The organism is Agrobacterium sp. CGMCC 11546, from assembly GCF_013365515.1.
In the GTDB taxonomy this organism is placed as follows: Bacteria; Pseudomonadota; Alphaproteobacteria; order Rhizobiales; family Rhizobiaceae; genus Agrobacterium; species Agrobacterium fabrum.
In genome coordinates this window covers 17,750-33,992 of record NZ_CP047390.1, presented here as the reverse complement: position 1 = coordinate 33,992, position 16,243 = coordinate 17,750, and the positions used below count along the sequence as shown (strand labels likewise).

Here is a 16,243-nt window from a genome sequence, read left to right as displayed (position 1 = left end):
GGGCCCTGCGGATGATCGGAAGCATTGTTGTATAACTGAACCAGTACCGCCCTTCACCCACCTCGGGGTGACCGTCCTAGAGGAGCCGTGCTGCCCGGCCGGTCCTCCTCGCAGCACTGTTGTAATAGCTGGAGGCTTGTTGAACAGAGCGATGGCGGGACTGCTCCATGGCTTCGGGAAGTGGTATGCCGCGATTGGCCGCCTCCGTCAGATAGCCCGAGCGCAACCCGTGCGCCGAAAACTCCCCACTGTCCAACCCCGCCATCTCCGCCCGCTGTTTTAGAATCGCATTGACCGACTGCGGATCGAGCGCCCGCCTCGAGACCGTCCCCCAGCGCCCGATCCCCCGAAACACGCTGCCCTTGTCAATTTTTGCCGCTGCCAGCCACGCATTCAGCGCCTCAACGGGTCGACCTGTAAGGAAGACCATATCATCTTCCTCGCCGCTTGTTGTCTTCGTTCGGCCGAGATGGATGGCGAGCGAGGGGAGGGGAGGGCCGCCTTCAGTCTCGATCGGAGCTTCGATCGTCAGTTGTTCCAGGCGAAGGCCAGCGATCTCGCTGCGCCGCCGGCCGCCGGAAGCAAAGGCCACCATCAGGATTGCCTTGTCGCGTAGATCGCGCAGGCTGTCTGACTCGCAAGTCGCAAGCAGCTTTGCCAGAACGTCGCCTGTGACCGCTTTTGCGCTCTTGCGCGCCCGGGTTCGCGGAACGGCGCGCACGGCCAGACGAATGGCTGATTTCAGGGCAGGGGAGGCGAAGGCGCCATGGAGGCCGCGCCACCTGGTCAGCGTCGACCAGTTTGCCAGCCGCCGGCGCACCGTCGATGGCGCATGCGGGCCGACGGATCTCAGAAAACCCTGGCGCCGGAGGTTTTCATCGACCGCAGCTGGCATGCCGTGGTCGGGATTTGTTGCGCGCTTTTCCGGATCCCAGAGGTGATGGGCGACAAATTTCAACAGTAGTGCTTCCGGTGCGGGCCAGGGAAGAGAACTGCCGGTGGTCGCCAGCCCCCAGGCTTCGAGGTAAGCGAGGTCGGATGTGAGCGCGCGCAGGGTATTGTCACCCATGCCCTGATTAACGAGATGGCGCAGCGTCTCGACGTCCTGATCGGTCAACAGCTCGGCGAGCTCGTCGCGGCGTTCGAGCGGCAGGACGGACGCAATGGTATCGAGCTCTTCGGCGCGCCGCTCGACGGACGTCTGTGATGACTTCGCTTTGGCCACGAGAGGCTCCGGAATCGCGGGTTTCGGCGGCTGCTGGGACCGTGATTTGCCCCGATTTTCCTCGATTTGCGCCGCGAAATCAACTACCATCGATAAGGGATACTTATCGATGGTTAGCGCATCAATCGAAAATCGTACCATGTGAGGAACTGCAATATATAGATAGAGTTCCGTTGAGAAACCATTTACCATGATTTCAATGGCTTACGATCTCGCGAAAATCAGCATGACACCCCTGATGCGACCGGCTTTCGACGCAGGTATCGCGCTCACGCGTCTGGATGAGCGTATCGGCCGTTCAACGGTCGGTCCGGGATTCCTCGAACGATCTCAGTTCACCGACGCCTGCGCCTCGCTGTGGATCGACGGCGAACTCGTGCATCTCGAAGACCTGGTCCTCCATGACGCCACGAAGGATATTCGCACACCCACCCATGAGCTGACAATTGCCCGCGACGTGCTGCGCACCCGCCGGCGCATTGCCGCCCATCTCCCCGGCTGGGCGTTATCGGCAGAGGGTATCCGAACTTTGCGACAGACGTCGGACATCAATCCGGTCGGCGCTGAGGCGGAGCCGGCCCGCATGGTTCGGCCAGCGGTCGCCATCGGTCCCGAAGGGGAGGGAGACGATGGTAATGACGCGGAGAATTTACCTGGCGTCGACTATGCCGCCATCGATGCGCTGCTTGCGCGCTCTGACGCAGCGATCGAACGAGCCAAAAAGCCCGGCCGGGCTCCAGCCGATCCGCTGGTCTATGATCTCGACTGGGACGAGGATGCCCGGATCGACGAATGGCGCGGCGTGCTGCGGCAGGCCGAAAGCTTACCGGCGGTGCTGCAGGCCATCATCGCTCTCGATGCCTGGAACGAACTTTCTGTGCTTCAGCACGCGCCTTGGCTCGGCCGGCTGTTTTGTGCCGCGATCCTGCGCCAAGCGGGCGTCACGTCAGGTGCTCATCTCGCTGCCATCAACCTTGGCCTCAAAACCATTCCCGTTGATCGGCGCCGGCATCGCGATCGGGAAACCCGGCTGCTGGCCATCGCCCACGGATTTTTGACAGCCGGCGAGGTCGGCATGAAAGAGCATAATCGGCTGGCGCTGGCGAAAACGATGATGGATCGCAAACTGGAGGGGCGGCGGACGTCGTCAAAATTGCCGGAGCTGGTCGAGCTCGTCATGGCAAAACCGTTGGTGTCGGCCGGGATGGTGGCGAAGGCGCTCGAGGTGACGCCGCAGGCGGCGCGGCGGATTGTTTTGGAACTCGGCCTCAGAGAGATGACGGGGAGGGGGAGGTTTCGGGCGTGGGGGGTGCTATAGCTTTAGAGGAGACACATTCCCGTAGATACCGGATAGGTTCACTGCTGCTGCGCAATGTGAACAAGGCACCGTGACACGAGCAACACCATCTTTGCTAAACATCGCGACCGTTATACATTGCAGGGGTGAGAGACAGATTTGATCTAAGCGGCGACTTCAGGCACGCAAATATATCCATAGCCACGGATGCGTTCGGCTCGGAAGAGGACGATGCCTCCGCGTTGACGGAAGCTTTCGCGCTTCTCCAGTCGGCATCAAGTTTTGATGTGCCGGCTCCATCGCCGTTGCCGACCGGGTCCGTGCTGCCATGGAGGGCAAATCCCATGTTTAGGGGGCGCGAAGGCGACATGAGGGACCTGGCGGAGCTTCTTCTTCAACCGGTAACCTCCACCCTTGTCCCAACCATTGCAACTACCGGCCTCGGCGGGATGGGGAAGTCGCAGCTCGCCGTGGAATTTGCGCATCGTTATGGGCAGTTTTTCAAAGGAGGCGTCTTCTGGATCAGTTGCGGTGAGCCTGAGGCAATTCCGACCCAGTTGGCGGCGTGCGGATGGGGTCTCAATCTGCATCCTGCTTACGGGGAGTTGGCCCTACCCGACCAGCTAACATTATTACGCTCGGCCTGGCAGCGGATGACACCGCGCCTGCTGATTTTTGACGCATGTGAGGATGACCTAACGCTTTCGAAATGGCGCCCGACGACCGGCGGAGCGAGAGTGCTTTTGACCAGTCGAAGGCCCAACTGGGATCCAGCGCTCGGGATAACATCTATCGGCCTGCATTCTTTGGACCGGCAGGACAGCCTGAGTTTGCTTGGAAGCGCGCGGAGCGATTTGACGAACGACGATCCTGTGTTGAATGCGATAGCGAAAGAGCTTGGAGACCTGCCGTTAGCTCTCCATCTTGCGGGGCTCTTCTTGGCCAAGTTTCGGCATTCAGCACTTGGGTCACTAGACAAATATCTGGAGGCTCTTCGCAGGTCATCGGTCCTGACACACCGTTCCATGACGGCGGGTGGTTGGTCGCCGACGGGTCATGAACAGCACATCGCACGTACTTTCGCCTTGAGCTACGACCAACTCAACACGGAGGGCGAATTGGGCCGAATGGCGCGCGCGCTTTTGAGCTTTGCAAGCCACTTCGCCCCGGGGGTGCCAATACCCCGTTATGCTCTTTCCCCCCAAGACGCTGTCGGCGCAGATGCGACCGTTCTTGAACTGCAGGAAGAAGCAGTTCTCAGGCTCGCCGAAGTCGGTCTTCTTTCAGAATTGGCGGATGGGTCTCTCGTCGTCCATCAACTCGTTGCAGCGTTTAGTAAACTGGAACCGCCCCCAGAAGGAAGCACCGCCGAAGACGTTGAGCACTATCTGATCTTTGCCGCGCAGAACGTGAACAAAATCATGGACGCGCGCCTGCTCGTCGCTTTGGAACCCCACATCTTGCATGCGGCAGCGTCCGCGGCCGATCGAGCCGACACTAGCGCGATCGATTTATACGCAGAACTTGGCCAGGCGCAGTACGAAAGAGGAACCTATACCGAAGCAAGAGCGACCTTCGAACGGGCGCTGGCATTGTGCGGGACAATCGCTGGAGCTACTGATGAAGACCGAGGCAATATTCTAAGCCGTCTTGCAGTCGTGGACCGGATTGCCGGGAACGTCGGCGACGCGATTGATCGACATCGGGAAGCCGTTGCGTTATTGGAAGCGAGCGCTCTTCGAAGTGATTTTCGGATGGGCCAGGCGTATTATAATCTTGCCCGCGCGGTGCTGCCACGCCTTCCAGACGAAGCCGCTGCGTTGTTTGAGAAGGCGGCGAGCATTGCCAGTGCCGGCAACCGTGTCGAAGGGGATGCGGACAGCGAACACTTTGAGCGAATGCGATCGCTTCTGGTTAACGCCCTGACGGGCCAAGCAGAAACCCAACTTCTTTCCGACCAACCCATGGCACAGAGCCACGCTCAGAGGGCAATTGCAATCGCTGAGGAGGCGTTCGGCCGAAACGCCTTTATCCTATGGCGACCGCTCTATGTCCAGGGCGAAGTCCTGCGGGTGAAGGGAGAACTCAACCCGTCCCTCCAGTGTCTATCCAGATCCATGCGACTTATTGAGGAACGGCAGGGTGATGAGTCACCGCTTTTGGGGGATGTTCTCATTTCGCTTGGACAGACGCGGTATAGCAGCGGAGATATCGCAGGAGCGAAGGAGGCGCTGGAACGCGCCGTTGACATCACCGACCGGAGCATAGGCCTGCAATATAATGGTTTGAGGGCGGCGATAGAGGCACTTTCGAGAGTCTACCTCGAGGTAAAGGATTTCGACCGATGCCGGCGGTTGCTGGAACAGGAGATCGATACCATATCCTCCACCAGCGGCGATCGCGGAAATCTCGCGATCGTGCTGTGTACGCTGGGGATAGCATGTAACCATCAGGGCGATCGTGAAGCAGCGCTTCACTACTGGAAGCGTGCGAGGCGCCTAGTGAGGCAAATGAGGGATCCAGAATGGCAGACGATCCTAAGCCAGCTACATCAATGGATAAACACGCCCTGAAGGCGCAACACAGGAGCTTGCATGCGCGATCAGTTCAATTTGTCCGGCGATTTTCGGGGTCGTTTGCGGGAGGGGGCGGAATCCTACGCTAAGGTCTCGGCCAACGATATTCTCCGGTGAGATTGATGTGTTCCCAACCGAGCGGCGAGACATGGGCCAGTAGATCGGGTGATAACGGCTTTCCGGCTCGTTTCTGGTTGGCGACGACTTCGCCGAGCTTCATGGTGTTCCAGAAGATGATGATGGCGGCGAGCAGGTTCATGCCGGCAATACGGTAGTGCTGCCCTTCCGCCGAACGATCGCGGATTTCGCCTCGCCGATGGAAGCTGATAGCCCGTTTCAGCGCGTGATGCGCTTCGCCTTTGTTGAGACCGATCTGGGCGCGGCGTTGCAGATCGGCATCCAGAATCCAGTCGATCATGAACAAGGTCCGCTCGACGCGGCCAACTTCCCGCAAGGCTGTGGACAGCTCGTTTTGCCGCGGATAGGAGGCGAGTTTGCGTAGGATCTGGCTTGGCGCAACGCTTCCGGCTGCAATGGTGGCGGCGATACGCAGGATGTCAGGCCAATTGCGCTCGATCATGGCCTGGTTGATCTTGCCTCCGATTAAAGGGCGCAGATGCGCTGGTGCTGTCGGTGGATTGAACGCATAGAGCCGTTTGGATGGCAGGTCCCGGATACGAGGAGCGAACCGGTAGCCGAGAATGGCGCATGCAGCAAAGACGTGATCGGTGAAGCCTCCCGTGTCAGCGAATTGCTCGCGGATATGACGGCCGGCATCATTCATGAGCAGGCCGTCAAGGATATAGGGGGCTTCGCTCGCTGTCGCGGGGATCATCTGGGTCGCGAACGGTGCGTATTGATCGGAGACGTGGGTGTAAGCCTTCAGGCCTGGCGTATTGCCGTATTTCGCGTTGACCAGGTTCATGGCCTCGCCTTGCTCTGTCGCCACGAAGAATTGCCCGTCGCTCGATGCCGAGACACCCGCGCCCCAGAATTGCGCCATAGGTAACGCCGCCTGCGCCTCGACCACCATGGCCAGCGCCCGGTCGTAGGCCTCGCCCTCGACATGCCACCGCCCAATGCGGATCAATTCCCAGAAGGTGTGGGTATTGGTAGCATCTGCCATCTTCCGAAGGCCGAGATTGATCCCCTCCGCGAGAATGACGTTCATCAGTCCAATCCGATCGGCGCAGGGCGCTCCCGTGCGCAGATGGGTGAAGGCTTCGCAGAAACCGGTTGCAGCTTCCACCTCAAGCAGGATGTCGGTAATCCGCGTAGACGGGACCTGCTTGTAGAGATCGAGAACAATATCCTCGGCACCAGACGGCGCGGCGGCTTCGAGCTTCTCGATATGCAGGACGCCGTTTTCGATGGACCCACCGGGAATTGTGCCCGCGCGAGCAGCACGGCCAAGCTCGCGCAACCGGATATCGAGGCGAGCTTGCCGATCTGCCAACCATTCCTCCGGCCGCAATGGCACAGCCAGACGACCGCTTTCGGCCACAGCCCGCGCCGACACGAGTACATGTTTCAGATCGCCATAGCGCCGGGACCTGGCCAGCCAGATATCCCCGGAGCGGAAGGCATCGCGCAGATGGAACAGCACCGCGATCTCCCAGAGGCGAGTATCGCCGGCTGCCTGGGCACGAAGGTGACGATGCCATTTCGAGCTCGGCCGCAAAAAGGCCGTATGCGCGGCATTGTTCAAGCCAGTGCGTAGGGCCGTAACCGCTTCCAGAAGAGGCTGTGCGACCCGCGCAGCCCGGAGATCGAGCAGGCGCAACATGCGAGGAGCATAGCGGCGGAAACGGTGATAGCCGTCCAGCACATGGTGGAGGGGATCGTCCGCCATAGTGGCGGTCAGCCTGGCTGCCATCGTGACAAGGGTTTTGAAGCCGTCCCAGCCTGATTCGCTTGCGATAACGTCGTCCAGCGGCTGTCCGTCATCTTGTGCATCGACCAGGGCTCCGCCGATTTCAGCGAAGGATTTCAGAGTGTCGCGCACCGCGTTTGCTTCGTCGGCGATCTTCGCCTGGCAAATCCGTTCCGACGCCCGGTAGAGCCTGCCGACGATCCGGTCATGGGTTTCGACCACGGCGTCGGCAAGCATTGCCTGCCATTCCGACGCGCAGACGGCCAGAATTGCAAGCCGCCTGTCCTCCGGAAGATCGCGCATGCCGTCAGCATAATATCGTTCGCCTTGCCGACGCAGACGTGTCACGCGATGGGCAGGGACACCGGCCAGCAAATCTTCGGGGAGAACGACGCGTTTTAGGTATTCTATCCGGTCGAGCTGCCGGTTGGCAGACGATGAGTTCGAGCCTGGCTCGAATTGCCGCAGCCAGACGAACCGAGTTACCCGGTCGTCAACAGTATCTTCGAGCAGCGCTAACAACGGCTTCCTGATTTCTTGCGACAAGCGACTGGCAATTCTTGTCTCCATCTGTCGTTCAGCATCGACCAGGGCCATTGCGCAAAGCCGCTCGATCGTCGATGTCGCGGGAAGAACTATGCGCGTGCGACGGCATTCGGTCACGAAGCGAATGGCAATATCCTCGTTCGACACAGCGATCTCGGCTTCGCGGAGCAACCATTCCTTCAGATCACGCGCACCACGTCCGGAGAAGGTGCGGAATCCATAGAGTGCCCGCAGTTCGGAAAGATGCTCGTGCCGCGTCTCCTCACGGGTAGCATATTCGACAAGATCGTCGGCATGGAGGCCGAGCTGCACTCCGATAAAATCAATGACCTCTGCCGGTATCAGTTCACCCGGAGCCAATACCCGGCCGGGATAGCGGAGGACGCACAGTTGCAGGGCGAAGCCGAATCTGTTGTGAGCGCGCCGGCGTTGCCTGATGTGGCCGAGATCCTCATCGCTAAGAGTATAGTGCTTCAGCAAATCCGCTTGCGAGGTCGGCAGGCGCAACAGCGCATCCCTTTGCCGATCAGTTAGAGTGACGCGACGCGGCATTTATGTTCCTTTTTCAAAATTTGATCATGTTTAAGATGCTTTGTTTATGAAGCTGGTTGGGATACAATTCTACCCAACAAAACATTCGCGTCCGACACACCGCCTCAAACCAACGTTTAAGAAACATGCTGATTGGGTATGCCCGAGTCTCAAAAGCCGATGGTTCGCAGTCCCTCGACCTGCAACACGACGCGCTGCGGTCCGTCGGCATCGAGCAGGAAAACATTTATGAGGACTGTGCTTCCGGCAGTCGTGATGATCGGCTTGGTCTTGCCGCCTGCCTCAAGTCCTTGCGTGCCAACGATGTGCTGGTGGTCTGGAAACTTGATCGCCTCGGACGGTCGCTTGCCCACCTCGTCAACACCGTGAAGGATTTGTCTGAACGCAAGATTGGATTACGCGTGCTGACCGGAAAGGGCGCTCAGATCGACACCACGACCGCATCCGGCCGCATGGTGTTCGGTATTTTCGCCACCTTGGCCGAGTTCGAACGGGACCTGATCCGCGAGCGCACCATGGCGGGGCTGGCCGCTGCGAGAGCACGAGGCAGGAAAGGCGGTCGCAAGTTTGCCCTGACGAAAGCGCAAGTGCGTCTTGCGCAGGCCGCTATGGCGCAACGCGACACACCCGTTTCGGATCTGTGCAAGGAACTCGGCATAAAGCGCGTCACCCTATACCGGTATGTCGGCCCCAAGGGCGAACTGAGAGACTACGGAAAGCGGGTACTTGGCTTGACGTAGGAGAACAGGCTCTCCGCAAATGCATCTACCTCAGTGCCAAGGAATACAAAAAAGAATGTCGCAGCCTTTCTCGGCTTTGCCGATGACTTTCTGGCGGCCAAACACCAGGCGTGGTATTCTTCGCCCCGATCATGGACAGGACAGCAGCGGATATGTTTTGCTGCTACCACCATACGCACTGCCAGCCACGAGGATGCCCGCTGATCTGATTAGCGGCGATACCCGGAGATGGCAGTTCAGCTCACTTGCTCGGAGAGAGAACACGGTCTCGAAGCAGGAGGAATGTTCTTTCCACGCTGAGCCAGAGCACGGCTGCGACGGCAAAGCTGGTCATCAGGTAAACCACAAAGCCGAGACCACCCTGAAGGTTCGCTTCGCCCAAGATAAGCCTGTCGACATGGAAGACCGACTTGTGAGTGAGATATAGGCTATAGGACAAGGTGGCGACCATCACAGCCCCCGGGACCGGCCAGCGCTTCAGCACCTGCTCCAAATCGAGCATCGCACCAAGAACGAGGCCGATTCCGATCGAAATCAGAGGAAAGCCGACGACAGAACCGAGTTGTCCTTGAAAGACGAAAAAGAGGTTTGTTCCTGCAAGAGGCCCTCGGACCGAGAACAGCGCAAGTGCTGCCACGATCAAAGCGACGCCGACCGGGATAGCAACACGTGGAGGCGTGTAACGCTGGCAGAGTTCCGGTTTGAAAAAACGCGCCACCGCAAGCATCACGCCGAACATCAGGCCGTCGACCCGGGTGTATGTCGGATAATACACGTCCTGAGATAGACGGCGAAAGCATCCCGCAGCTTGCCGGCTTCAACGAGAGTACCGACGTGGCTTTCCCAGAGGGCGTAACGAAGGATCATCCCCGCGACGATCACCGCGCCGGCGATTACAAGCGTCCACCCCATGCGGATCCGGCGATGTACAAGCAACACAAGGAGCGGCAGAACCAGATAGAAATGCTCTTCGACACAAAGCGACTATGCTTGCGAAAAGGCACGACCAACACGGGGATCAAACTCAAAATTGACGGTGAAGGTCGCGAAGCTCCAGATCGGTTGCATGGTCGGAGCATCCCGAAGCACGGGGAAAATCGTATAAAGGCCAAGAACAACGAAAAAAGCCGGGAAGATGCGGAAAGCGCGGCGGAGATAGAAGGACTTCAAGCCCACGCTGCCCGTCCTCGAAACCTCCTTGAAAAGCTGGGTTCCGATGAGAAATCCGCTAAGGACGAAGAAAATGTCGACTCCTAACCATGCATAGTTGCGGACGCCGACCAGCAGGGACGGAGTCGCCTCAACGGGGATATGCACCAGCATGACGAGGAGGATCGCCAAAGACCGGAGCACATCGGGGCCAACCGCTCTGGATTGAACCTTCTCCGTGGTTTGAGATCCGATACTTCGCGCCGATAGAAAATATGTGGAATCTGAATTGGCAATAATTTTCATTGCAACGATCCATGGTTGTGCCTGAAGGGATAAGGACACGGCCCGAGGACGTGTTTGCGAAAGTTTTAGCTTTCTTTTTTCAGATCAAAATAGGCGGCTTCAGATCGATCGAATTAATCTAAATTTTTCGTAAACTATGACGGCGCTGAGGCGCCCTCGTTCAGATACGATGCCCAAAGGCCTACGCTCTCGCTGTGACACAGACGGGCGCCTTGCGCAGCGGACCGGAGTGCTTCAGATCACTGCGGCTGCACCGGTGAGTTTTGCAACATGCCCGACGTTCGTCGGCCCTAGGGGCGGGAAAACAAATCTTGTTTCGACCCTCGCGCAAACCACCTGCAGAGTGGTATTATACCCGTAGTACCTTGGGAGAGGTCTATGTGGAAAATATCGGCACAACTAGTGATTGTTGCGACTGCGTTCACGGCCGTTGAAACGCTATCTTCCGAGTTGCAGCCATTCCACGTTTCCCAATTCGACGATGGCATGACAGTCAATCTTTCTATCATGTCTGTGGCCGCGTCGCCTGCGCGCGGCTACGACTTTGATGTCACGATTGGTTTGATCGGCTTCGATACACATGGGGCAGTCATATACAATGACGATAATCTCCATTCGGCACGAGTGGATTGCTCTGGACGGGGTAAAGTATTGGTGGGCGGCGCAACTTACGTGCCTAGCCTTGAGGTTGACGGGGGTGATTGGAAGGAAGATTTGCTGAAGGCTCTGTGCACCTCGCCGATTTCCTGAACGCTAGCCGGTTTAAGACGTCCTGGCGGAGGTAAGCGATATTAAGTGACGCGTTTCGGCCGGGAACTTTGATACCCGACTTTCGGACCCACAGAGATCCTTCGATGAATTCGGTGACCTCATTGATAACAGATTCTGACACCACAAGGGGTGACTGCAAAATCTTTGCGATTGTCTCAAGTCGTTGTGCTACATTAACGGCGTCGCCAATCACGGTAAATTCGTCGTGAAAACCACTCTCCAGTACACCGCCGAGAACAGTCCCGTAATGTAGACCTATCCCTGTATTAAGATCGGGGCCACCCTCGGAGATGTTCCTCAGACGCCATGTTTCTAGAGTGGTTGTTAATTCCAATGCACACTTAAGCGCGCGCTCAACATCATCTGCCCTTGGTCTGGGCTGACCGAAAACCGCCACCACCCCGTCGCCAATAAATTTGTCTACGGTTCCACCAAAAGCGAATACCGTGCCAGCAACGATATGCCGGTACTCGGCGAGAACTCGCGCAAGTTCGTGAGCGGGAGAACTTTCTGCGTAGGAGGTGAAGCCGCGAATATCAATGAACATGATTGCAGCGTTCCGCCGCTCCAGATCGAGGATGCCACTCGCGTTTTGCAGATCTGCCACGACCGTTGGCGAGAAAAACCGGGACAGGTTATGTCTTTTTTCTTCAATCTTCAAAGCCTGCGTCAAGGTTCGCTCGTGATCGCGTGAAAGTAGATAGACGGCCAGGGCGGTGAAGATAAAACTTAAGGTCAGCGCGAGGTCTTGATTGAAGAAATTGTCGACCCACGAGCCGGGCTGCATGGTGTGATGGCGCCAAGCCATCGCACCATGCATAAGGAGCCATCCGGCCACCACAATCAGTGAGAACAGCAAAATGAGCTTGCGGTCCTGCTTCAATGCAACATGGTTCAGCAGAATGAAGGACACGACCAAACTTGAAGTCGTGAGATAGTGATCTTCTGTGACGGGGCTGGCGAGGATATGCTCATAGAGGATCACTACAACGAGCATGGCATCGAATATCACGAAGCAGGCTCCGAGTTTTTTCCTCTCCCGAAAATATATCGCTGCTGCGACGGATGCGATGCTTGTGACCAGGTAGATCGAGCTGACGACTGCATGGATAGACGAGTTATTGAAGTCGTCTCCAAACGCAAGATTGGCAAACAAGATCGATAGGACCACGAAACGAAGCGACGCTGATCGTATCTCACGCGAAGATGCACTGCTACCGAAGGGGACTGAGATCTGATCCATTGATCCATTTTTTGGTACAGCAGCCCATGCAACTGCCCTGAAAAAAAGATCCGGGCCTGCAGAGGCCCGGATCTCACCTTATTTGACTTGAGTGACGGTAAGTTTGCCGTTGATGCGCTCAGCGACGAACTCAACCTTCGCGCCGACCTTCAACTTCTGCAAGACTGCCTGATCGGTTACCTGGAAGACCATAGTCATCGCAGGCATTTCGAGGTTTTTCAGTTCCTCATGAATAAGCGTCACCTTTTTTGCCTTTTCATCTACACTCTTGACCGTCCCATTGGTGAACTCCTGGGCGAAGGCACCTGCTGTGGACACGAGGGTGATGGCTGCGGCAAGTGCTATATTGGCGATAGTTTTCATGTCAGTTCTCTAGCCTCCGTTTACTTCGTTGCGACTGTGACATCGCCGTGCATTCCGGCGTCGTAATGACCGGGGACGAGGCAAGCGATCTTGAAGACGCCGTCATTCGTGAACTTCCACACGACCTCGCCAGATTTGCCTGCCGCAAGTCGGATCGCGTTCGGATCGTCGTGTTCCATTTCCGGAAATTTTTCCATAACGGCTTTGTGCTCCATGACTTTGTCTTCCTGATCGAGGACGAACTCGTGATCCAGTTCGCCCGCGTTCTTGATCGCGAACACAATGGTCTGACCCTTCCGCACCTTGAACGTATTCGGTGTGAAGATCATCTTGCCGTCGTCAGTCTCTTTCATGGTAATGCGGATGGTCTGTGTCGCCTTCGCCTTTTCGCCGGGCTCGCCGACGGTCATTTCGCCGTGACCGCCTTCGTGTGAACCGGACGCCAGAGCCGAGGTGGAAAGAGCTGCGACAAGCATCGCCGTGACAAATGTTTTCATGGTTTTTTCCTTAAGTTGAAGAAACTGATTCAATCAGCCATGGTTCGAATGATCAGGAGTGAGCTGGGTTTTCGCGTCCTTCGCCTTGGTTGCGTCGGGCGGAGTGCCTGTCCACTCCCATGCCTGCGTGCCGGGCGGGTTTTCGTACCAGCCGGGATCCGTATAGTCGCCCGCCGAGATTCCCTCGCGGACCTTCACCACGGAGAACATACCACCCATCTCGATTGGGCCGTGGGGACCCCAGCCAGTCATCATGGGGACGGTGTTCTCCGGGATTTCCATCGACATCTCGCCCATGTCGGCCATGCCTGCGGTGCCCATCGGCACGTATTCCGGGCGGAACTGTCGAATCTTCTTTGCAACGTCCTTCTTGTCTACCCCGATAAAGGTCGGGATCTCGTGACCCATCGCGTTCATGGTGTGGTGCGACTTGTGGCAGTGGATCGCCCAGTCGCCGACATACTTGGCGTCGAACTCGTAGGCCCGCATCGCGCCGACCGGAATGTCGATGCTCACTTCCGGCCAGCGGGCTTCGGGTCGTACCCAGCCTCCGTCCGTGCAGGTAACTTCGAAATCGTAGCCGTGCATGTGGATCGGATGGTTTGTCATGGTCAGGTTGCCGACCCGAACCCGGACCCTGTCATTTTTGGATACCACCAGCGGATCGATACCCGGGAAGACGCGGCTGTTCCATGTCCACAGATTGAAGTCGGTCATCTCCATGACGCGGGGCACGTAAGTTCCCGGGTCGATGTCAAAGGCGCTGAGCAGGAACACGAAGTCGCGATCGACAGGCATGAACGCCGGGTCCTTGGGATGGACGACGAAGAAGCCCATCATTCCCATGGCCATTTGCACCATCTCGTCGGAATGCGGGTGGTACATGAAGGTGCCGGATTTCACGAGATCGAACTCGTAGACGAAGGTTTTGCCGACCGGAATATGCGGTTGCGACAGGCCGCCTACGCCGTCCATACCCGAAGGCAGGATCATGCCATGCCAGTGAACCGTCGTATGTTCGGGCAATTTGTTGGTAACGAAGATGCGCACCCTGTCACCCTCGACAGCCTCGATGGTCGGTCCGGGGGACTGGCCGTTGTAACCCCATAGATAGGCGGTCATGCCCTCGGCCATCTCGCGCTCTACCGGTTCGGCGACGAGGTGGAATTCCTTGACGCCATTGTTCATCCGGAACGGCAGGGTCCAGCCGTTGAGGGTGACGACCGGGTTGTAGTCCGGACCGGTCGATGGCTTGACAGGATTCTGTGTTGCCGCCGTATCCATGAGCGCCGCTTCGGGGAGGCCCATATTGGAAGTCTGCGCCCAGGTTTTCGAGGATACGAGCGCCGCGCCTGCGGCGCCCGCTCCAAGCAATTGTCTTCTGCTGAACATTCTGGGTCCTTTCTCAGTGGCCGCCCGCAGGCGCTTCTCCGGCCGACGCGACTTCAGTCTCGGCTGTGGACGAACCTGTGCTGCCGCCGTATATGACAGGCGCAAGGTTGGCCTCGGCGAGCCAGAAGTCGCGCTTGGCGTTGACGGCGAGGATGGTTGAGGTGATCTTGTCCCGCGTGTCCGAGATCAACTCGAACGTACTGGTGATCATGCCATTGTAATTGAGCATGGACTGCTGCTCGATCGCGCTGCGCAGCGGCACGACGTTGTTCCGGTAATGTCTGGCGATGTCATAATTCGACTTGTATGCGACATGGGCGGAACGCGCCTCCGACCTGACATTCACCGCCAACTCCGCAAGCTGGTTAGCGGTCCGCATATAGGCAAGCTCACCCTTACGGAGCCGGGCCTGACCGGAATCGAAGATCGGAATTGTGAATTCGAGCGCGGCAGCTTTGGAGATGTCCGACATGATGTTGCCGTCCTCGCGTTCGCGCTCCTTCTCCCAGGTGCCGACAAGTTCTATGTCCGTGACGATGCGCGTCACGTCCTCAAGCTTGTAAGACTGCGCGGTTGCCTGGAGTTCGAGCCTTGACACTTGCAGATCCATACGCTTGTGGATCGCCTCGGCCTCGATGTCGTCGCGTTTGATTAGGGCCTTGGGCAGATTGGGGAGGCGGTTGGGGATCTGGAAATCAATATCAGAACCTGACAGACCCATAAGCCGGATCAGCTCCTCCTTCGCGAGCTTCGCTTCCAGACGAGCCTTTGCTGTTTCGCCTGTGAGCTCGGCATAGAAGACATGCTCGCGAGCCTGCTCCGCCTTTGGCATGGAGCCCGCCTCGCCGATTTTTTTCGCAAGTTCGGAGGAGGCATCGGCGGCGACTTTGGCCTGGTTAAGATACGCGACGTTTTCCCACGCCGCGACGGCATTGATCCATGCCCGGCGGGTTTCCGAAGCAAGCGAGATTGTAGCTATTGCCGCCTTAAGCTGTGCCTGACGGAAACGATTGTCGGCCAGTTTGATGTTCCGGTCGTAGGTGGCCAGCGCCAATATGTTGGCCGCAATCGCGCCTTCGAGAACCCGGTAGGCCTCAAGGCCCGGCGTACCGATCCCGGAAACACCTACTGAGAATGTCGGGAGGACCGAAAGCTGCGTCTGCCACGCGTCAGCGGCGCTGTCGCCGAGATCGGCATAGGAAGCCTGTAGACCCTTGTTATTCAGGAGCGCGACCTGAACTGCCGTATCGACATCGATGGTCTTCCTGGCCATGAGGGTCTTCACCCTGTCGCGTGCCGCCTGAGCCTGCTTCTGGTTCTGTATCCAGACAGTCTGCTTGCCCGTGGCCTCGGCGCTCTTGAGCGAAGCGTTCGTGAAGCCTGCGTCGCTGGCGGAATAGTCGGTCGTGACGCATCCGGCGGTGACAAGAGGAAGAGCGAGGCTGAATATCAGCTTCATGTAGCGTGTCGTCATTGCACTCATCCCTTCTTCTTGGGAGCCTGCGCATCGTTGAGATCACGCCATGGCTTGGGGTCGACAGGGATGCGGTGGGTGTATTCCCCTATGGGGTTCTGATACCGGGCGGTCCGTATATCGGACGCGGTGTCGGGGTTGCTAGTAGAAGCTACGACTTCAGGCAGAGTGGATGCGCATCCGCTGACAACAAGCGGCACGGCAACCACCAGGAACAAACGTTTCATGGGGAGAATCCG

13 protein-coding genes are annotated in these 16,243 nt (G+C 57.8%); 3 read left to right on the top strand and 10 right to left on the bottom strand.

Features of this window, described 5'->3' with window-relative positions; genetic code table 11:
• Positions 1–76 precede the first annotated feature (76 nt).
• Positions 77–1,225: a site-specific integrase gene (locus GSF67_RS24880; RefSeq protein WP_035215106.1), complete on the bottom strand. Its 1,149-nt coding sequence runs from the start codon at positions 1,223–1,225 to the stop codon at positions 77–79.
• A gap of 190 nt (positions 1,226–1,415) precedes the next feature.
• Here GSF67_RS24880 and GSF67_RS24875 point away from each other — a divergent pair, with 190 nt between their 5' ends.
• The gene (locus GSF67_RS24875; RefSeq protein ID WP_006312283.1) at positions 1,416–2,543 is read left to right on the top strand and encodes an RHE_PE00001 family protein; all 1,128 of its coding nucleotides are present in this window, start codon (positions 1,416–1,418) and stop codon (positions 2,541–2,543) included.
• 347 nt (positions 2,544–2,890) lie between these two features.
• Positions 2,891–5,095: a tetratricopeptide repeat protein gene (locus GSF67_RS24870; protein WP_157998608.1), complete on the top strand. Its 2,205-nt coding sequence runs from the start codon at positions 2,891–2,893 to the stop codon at positions 5,093–5,095.
• An 88-nt stretch (positions 5,096–5,183) separates the two neighbouring features.
• Here GSF67_RS24870 and GSF67_RS24865 read toward each other — a convergent pair whose 3' ends face one another.
• Positions 5,184–8,069 carry a Tn3 family transposase gene (locus GSF67_RS24865; RefSeq protein WP_035215076.1) on the bottom strand — a complete coding sequence of 962 codons (2,886 nt, stop codon included), beginning with the start codon at positions 8,067–8,069 and terminating at the stop codon, positions 5,184–5,186.
• 125 nt (positions 8,070–8,194) lie between these two features.
• Here GSF67_RS24865 and GSF67_RS24860 point away from each other — a divergent pair, with 125 nt between their 5' ends.
• A complete protein-coding gene (locus GSF67_RS24860) occupies positions 8,195–8,809 on the top strand; it encodes a recombinase family protein (protein WP_006312279.1) in 615 nt (204 codons plus the stop codon).
• Between the two features lie 241 nt (positions 8,810–9,050).
• Here GSF67_RS24860 and GSF67_RS26165 read toward each other — a convergent pair whose 3' ends face one another.
• The 8 genes from GSF67_RS26165 to GSF67_RS24825 form a co-directional block, all read right to left on the bottom strand.
• Positions 9,051–9,548 (bottom strand): hypothetical protein, encoded by a 498-nt coding sequence (locus GSF67_RS26165; protein WP_244399813.1) that lies wholly within the window; start codon positions 9,546–9,548, stop codon positions 9,051–9,053.
• Between the two features lie 245 nt (positions 9,549–9,793).
• Complete coding sequence (locus tag GSF67_RS26160; RefSeq protein WP_006312276.1) at positions 9,794–10,132, bottom strand: acyltransferase; 339 nt, start codon at positions 10,130–10,132, stop codon at positions 9,794–9,796.
• A gap of 808 nt (positions 10,133–10,940) precedes the next feature.
• Positions 10,941–12,191, bottom strand: coding sequence for an adenylate/guanylate cyclase domain-containing protein (locus tag GSF67_RS24850; protein ID WP_244399811.1), 1,251 nt, complete (start codon positions 12,189–12,191; stop codon positions 10,941–10,943).
• A 165-nt stretch (positions 12,192–12,356) separates the two neighbouring features.
• The gene (locus GSF67_RS24845) at positions 12,357–12,641 is read right to left on the bottom strand and encodes a copper-binding protein (protein ID WP_006312274.1); all 285 of its coding nucleotides are present in this window, start codon (positions 12,639–12,641) and stop codon (positions 12,357–12,359) included.
• Positions 12,642–12,661: 20 nt separating this feature from the next.
• Positions 12,662–13,138, bottom strand: a complete 477-nt coding sequence (locus GSF67_RS24840; RefSeq protein ID WP_006312273.1) for a plastocyanin/azurin family copper-binding protein — start codon at positions 13,136–13,138, stop codon at positions 12,662–12,664.
• Between the two features lie 33 nt (positions 13,139–13,171).
• A complete protein-coding gene (locus GSF67_RS24835; protein WP_006312272.1) occupies positions 13,172–14,530 on the bottom strand; it encodes a multicopper oxidase family protein in 1,359 nt (452 codons plus the stop codon).
• A gap of 13 nt (positions 14,531–14,543) precedes the next feature.
• Complete coding sequence (locus tag GSF67_RS24830; RefSeq protein WP_006312271.1) at positions 14,544–16,004, bottom strand: TolC family protein; 1,461 nt, start codon at positions 16,002–16,004, stop codon at positions 14,544–14,546.
• A 5-nt stretch (positions 16,005–16,009) separates the two neighbouring features.
• The gene (locus GSF67_RS24825) at positions 16,010–16,231 is read right to left on the bottom strand and encodes a hypothetical protein (protein WP_083815840.1); all 222 of its coding nucleotides are present in this window, start codon (positions 16,229–16,231) and stop codon (positions 16,010–16,012) included.
• Positions 16,232–16,243: the final 12 nt, after the last annotated feature.